General features: G+C 47.2%; 5 protein-coding genes and 1 pseudogene. 1 reads left to right on the top strand and 5 read right to left on the bottom strand.

Going from position 1 to position 5,300, the window contains the following annotated elements; translation table 11 throughout:
* Positions 1-34: 34 nt before the first annotated feature.
* The 5 genes and pseudogenes from A3751_RS10495 to A3751_RS10480 all read right to left on the bottom strand — a co-directional run bounded on the left by A3751_RS10495 (position 35) and on the right by A3751_RS10480 (position 3,307).
* On the bottom strand, positions 35-544 hold the full coding sequence (locus A3751_RS10495; protein ID WP_068455496.1) for a GNAT family N-acetyltransferase: 510 nt from the start codon (positions 542-544) through the stop codon (positions 35-37).
* A gap of 204 nt (positions 545-748) precedes the next feature.
* On the bottom strand, positions 749-1,819 hold the full coding sequence (locus A3751_RS10490) for an NAD(P)/FAD-dependent oxidoreductase (protein WP_231876873.1): 1,071 nt from the start codon (positions 1,817-1,819) through the stop codon (positions 749-751).
* Positions 1,820-1,824: 5 nt separating this feature from the next.
* A pseudogene (locus A3751_RS23515) lies at positions 1,825-2,220 on the bottom strand (NAD(P)-binding protein); the annotation flags it as partial.
* A gap of 109 nt (positions 2,221-2,329) precedes the next feature.
* On the bottom strand, positions 2,330-2,548 hold the full coding sequence (locus A3751_RS10485) for a hypothetical protein (protein WP_068455493.1): 219 nt from the start codon (positions 2,546-2,548) through the stop codon (positions 2,330-2,332).
* 231 nt (positions 2,549-2,779) lie between these two features.
* Positions 2,780-3,307: a DUF3332 family protein gene (locus A3751_RS10480; protein ID WP_255376082.1), complete on the bottom strand. Its 528-nt coding sequence runs from the start codon at positions 3,305-3,307 to the stop codon at positions 2,780-2,782.
* Positions 3,308-3,621: 314 nt separating this feature from the next.
* On the opposite strand from A3751_RS10480, the gene A3751_RS10475 reads away from it, so the two are divergent.
* On the top strand, positions 3,622-5,300 hold a 1,679-nt coding region (locus A3751_RS10475), incomplete at its 3' end, for a GGDEF domain-containing protein (protein ID WP_068455487.1).

Genomic DNA, 5,300 nt, shown 5'->3' with positions numbered 1-5,300 from the left:
GCAGCTTCAGGGCCGAATTGAACGCAATTAACGGCTAGCGTGTACAGAGGTCTAAACGCATATCATGCCAAGCGCGCCCGCCATGATCGGATTCGGAAGGGGCAAGATAATTAAACCCGTACTTCTCATAAAAACCTATCAGTTCGGTTTGGCAAATCAAGTAGATATCTTCTTTCGACATGGCGCGCATTTGCTCTATGAAGTGTTTGACTAGCGCGCCTGCAAATCCTTTGCCCTGATACTCGGGATGAACAACGACCGACATCACCACAATGTGTGGACCGTCGGGATCATGACCAAGCAATTCTTTAAAATCTTCATCTGACAGCGCCACGGTATGGCAGGCGCCACTATTCACAAAACCCGCAATCTGTGTTTGGTTTTCCGCAACAAGAAAGCCTTCGGGATAGGTTCGAATTCGGTGTTCTATCTTCTCCCTCGTCGCGGCTTCCTCTCTAGAAAAGCCTGCTTGTTCTATTTCGAAACAGCGGTCTAGATCTTCCGGCTTTACGTGACGGAATTGAAGCTCGTGAAGTGCGCTCATTGGTTTGCTTTGTCGCTTATTGAATGTGGGTGGTGGCGTTCGCACAGTATATCGAAGTTGATGACTCTTGAGTGAACCGAAGTTGATGACTCTTGAGTGCATCGTAAGCCAATTTACATGCCCATTCTTTGTAGCTCCAATACGTTGACGCATCAAGCCGCTTATGGGGCGATTGTGTCATTGGCTCGACGAAGCTGCCAGAGATTATCCTGATTTTTTGAGAGTATGGTCATGGGTTTTGAAGCGTTTCGCCCATCGCTTAAAGGTAAAACTGAAGCCTGGGAACATTGCAATGACTTTCCCGCTTTTACTTTTGTACCACGAATTACAGCCCCCGGTTTGCCAAACCGTTTTTGCCATTTCCTGATGGATTTTTGTCGTGTAGCGTTTTTCCGCTTCTGGATTCACTTCTATCGTATCGCTCTGCGTTTTTTCTGTGTGTTCAATCGCCCGCATGATGTATTGCATTTGCGCTTCTATGATAAACAGAGCAGAAGTATGGCCGATTCCAGTATTGGGTCCCGTCACGATAAATAGATTTGGAAAGCCCGGTGCGGTTGTACCGAGATATGCACGGGGGAAGTCGGCCCAAACATCCTTGAGTGTTACGCCGTCGCGGCCCACCACAGGGTAGGAAATTACACCGTCAGTTGCATCATATCCGGTCGAGTAGATAATGAGATCTAGCTCATGCTCTGTTCCATCCATTGAAATAATGCCACGCTCGGTGATCTCTTGAATGCCGTCATGTTTGTCGTGCAGTGTGACATTTTCACGCATGTAGGTGGGGTAGAGCGTGTTACTGAGAATGACGCGTTTACAACCAAGGGTGAAGTCAGGTGTGACTTTCTTGCGAAGTGCCTCGTCGGGAATCTGCTTTTTTAGATTGCGCTTAGCACCGCGAGTACCAAGCACGTCAAGCATGGTCTTTGAATACTTGAAGCCAACAACGCGCGCCTCCAAAATCCAATAAATAATCACACGCAAGAACTTGTAGATCCATTTGTTACGGAGCAACGCACGCTGCCATTTGCTAAATGTATGGTCTGGTCGCGGCATAACCCAATGTGGTGTGCGTTGGAATACATGGAGCTCTTCAAGATCGGGCGCGATCGCAGGAATGACTTGGGCAGCGCTCGCTCCGCTGCCAATAATGGCCGCTTTTTTGCCTTTGTAGTCGTAATTTTGATCCCAGTTATTGGTATGAAATGACGCGCCCTTAAAGTATCGCGCCCTTTGAAATTGGGAATCACCGGGGTACTTAAGGGTCCTGATGCATTAATCAGGTATTTGCAAAGAAGCGCCTCGTTGCAACCATCAATGGATAGGCTCCACAAGTGTTGCTCGTCGTCCCAAGTAACTTGGTTGACATTACTGTTGGTGCGCGTTTTTTCTCGTAAGTGATGTTTATCGATCACATAGTTTGTATATTCGCGAAGCTCGTCTTGCTCGGCAAACATCTGTGTCCAATCATAAGGCTCGAACGAGATAGAGTAGAGGGGAGAGTGGACATCGACTGCTGCGCCGGGGTAGGTGTTTTGGCTCCAGGTACCGCCGACAAAGGCTCTACGCTCAAGGATAATAAAATCTGTGATGCCTTTCTTTTGCAGATTGATCGCCGCGATCTGCCCACCGAAACCGCTGCCAATGATGATTACATGATGAACTTGAGCCATGACCGCTTCTCTTATTATGGTATTTGTTGGCGGCAACTTTCGGTGTTTAGGGCGCTTCTTGTCAAATTAGCTGATTGATAATAGCGGCCATGCTTATGCATCTAAAACCTTAGTCATCGTCTTGCATTGGAATCGAATAGGCGCCTGCGTCTAGCCCGGCTAATCGTGCGGCAATGCCGGCTTTCTCATCATTTGATAGTGTCACGGTTTCATCAGCAGTGTAGAAAATGTGTTTGTCTTGAGAGCCATCGAATTTGATTTTTCCAAGAACATTTCCGCTATCGCTTATACAATCCAGCTCTTGTTGAATCGGCCAGAACAATACCATCTGTCACCCCTAGGCTACGGCAAAAAGGTGGATGGTAATCTTGGAGCGTATTGTTGTCTAACTTTTACGGCTAAGCGGCTAAACCCTATAAGGCTTCTCGTACGGATTGAGAATGTTGGAACTTGAGCAGATGCTTACGGTTGCCACTGAATGCTTGTTGATTGCGGCGGGGCAAAAGCGAAACAGCTCGCACGAACTGTTTCGAGAGAAAAACGAATAGCCTGCTAGTAATTAGCCCATCTTACTTTGTTTATGCGCTAGGGCTAAGCGTTCGTGATTCTCTTCAGCGAAGCGCTTCATTTCTTCAAGGCTTGTTGAAGCGGCGTATTCACCATCGATATAAATGTCGATTTTATCGCCCGTGCGCTTGCCTTCAATAATGCGCATGAAGCCATTGTCGTCGAGCGCACGCATATGAAAGGTTTTTTCATTGGGGTTGTTGATGCTGCTCAGCGGCGCCTCGCTTAAGTCTTCGCCAAGATCTGTATTCACTTTAAGATAGGCTTCGACTGGCGTATCTGCTACGGCTGGCGCTTTACCGGTCACTGGGTTGGTTCCGGTCCAGAATTCAATGGAGTTGACGACCATTAAATCTATTGCCGAAGTGATGGCGTAAACGGGTGCCATTAAAAGATACAAGCCCGCACGACCATATCGATTGTCGACTGCTTTTAGGTTGAAACCTGTGGCGATTTTCGTTACGCCCATCTGTCCAATGCAGCCCGTAAGCGCTGGTACGGTAATACTTGCTACTAGAATTGCGCGATTAATTTTTTCATGGCGGGATCCTTATTGTTTTGATTACGACATATGCACTCTCAACCTACCATGATCTTGGTGTTATTTAAAAGGCAATATTGACCTGGAAATAACACTGCTTCTTGGTTTTTTCCCATCATGTTGGTGTTGCCGCAGCTTTCACTACCTTTGTGCAACTTGGAAGTAAAATTCACTGTAAACCTGTTCAAAAAATGGACTCTGGCAGAACGGGCTTCTATTCTTTCTATTCTGTGAGTATGCGCTTGGCCTGTGGTGCGCAATACTTATCTGAAATCCATTGATTCGGGGAAATCATGAGTAACTCATCGGACACGAATGTCGAGATAGAGCGCTGGAAGGATAAATATTTTGAACAGAGTGAGAGCTTTGAAGAGCAAAAAAAGCAAGCTGAGGATTACGCGGCTCTTTTACAGCGTATTTTAGTGCGCGTCAGCCTTGCTGCAGAGAACGTCAGCGAAAGATTAGATGAAGAGCTTGCGAGTTTGCGCTCAGCAATAAGAACGGCATCGGCAGAGCAAAATGATCTGGAAGTGCGCTTGAAGCGCATTGATAAACTGATTCTTGCGGCCGACGAATCTAAGCAACAGAACGCAGGACAATTGGTTCACACCTTGGATCAATTGATTGATCAACTGCTTACGTTGTCGCTTCCCCGTAAACAGAAGAATGCGCTCAAAAAACTCTCTAAATCACTTTCCAAAAAAGCCCTCAACTTGCAGTCCTTCCCCGGGATTTTGTCTGAATATGCCAGTTTACAGGCTGCGGTGATTCAAGACATCGCAAAGTCCGTCCCGAAAGGCCCAGGTTTTTTTAGTCGTATGCTCGGTGCTGGGAAAGCGCAGCCATTGCAAGCGGCTGGAGAAGGAGGTGTCGAAGGGGGTGAGGACGATGAGACGACGTCACAGGCTCTTGAGCTGGAGATTGAGACGCAAGAAGAGCCCAAAGATAGTGAAGAAATTGTGCCAGGCTTTAGCTCGGTGGCAAGACATGTTCGCTCCACACTCTCTAACTTGCTCGATCAACTGAGTTTTCCGCAAAGCGCATTTCGGGATGTAGCGAAGCTTCGTGATCAGATAGAAGATGAGCTAGTGTGGTATGAGTTAGGGCCGACCTTGGATGATGTTGCGAACCTTGTTCTGTCCGTCGTCGGCAAAGGGCAGCGCGACTTCGAAAGTTTTCTCAAGCAGTTGGATGATCGTCTGAGCAAAGTTCAGGGGTTTCTGATTGATAGTCGAACCGTCGATGCGAATTGGCAAACCAAGAATCAGGAATTTGATCGAGCAGTTCGGGTGCAGGTGGATGAGATTTCCCAAAAAATGGATTCTTCTGCTGATCTTGATGAGTTGAAGGACTCGATATATAAACATCTCGATTCTATATCCAAAGCGGTTGATCAGCACGATGGGGATGGCAAACAATTTGAAAAAGAAAAAGAGGCAGAGGTTCAGGCGCTAAGAGAAAAGATCGAGGCGATGGAGCAGGAGGCGGCATACATTCGCAAACGCCTAAAAGAAGAGCGCGACAAAGCACTTCGGGATACGCTGACCAAACTTCCAAATAGGGAGGCATTCGATGAGCGCTTTGAATTGGAGTTTGAGCGCTGGAAGCGATACAAAAAGCCGGTGTCGCTAGTGGTTGCCGACATCGATTTCTTCAAGAACATCAATGATAGTTACGGACACTTGTCTGGGGATAAGGTTCTACAGATTATTGCGAAAGAGCTCAGGAAAAGATTGCGTAAGACAGATTTTGTTGCGCGTTATGGGGGCGAAGAGTTCGTTATGATACTGCCTGAAACGAACCTCGAAACAGCGGAGCGGGTGATTGAGAAAGTGCGCGAAAAAATCGGTCATTTGCCGTTTCATTTCCGAGAAGAAAATATTCAAATTACGATGTCTTTCGGATTAATCGAGTTTGACGAGGCGCATGTTGGCGAGGAGGAAGCGCAAAGCGCCTTATTTGAACGCGCAGA

It is taken from the genome of Oleiphilus sp. HI0080 (assembly GCF_001635135.1).
The sequence above is the reverse complement of the archived record's forward strand: the minus strand, read 5'-3'. Positions and strand labels throughout refer to the sequence as shown.

Bases quoted from the DNA above. Each gene is read 5' to 3' on its own strand.
- A3751_RS10495 (WP_068455496.1), bottom strand. From the start codon at position 544: ATGAGCGCACTTCACGAGCTTCAATTCCGTCACGTAAAGCCGGAAGAT.
- A3751_RS10485 (WP_068455493.1), bottom strand. From the start codon at position 2,548: ATGGTATTGTTCTGGCCGATTCAACAAGAGCTGGATTGTATAAGCGAT.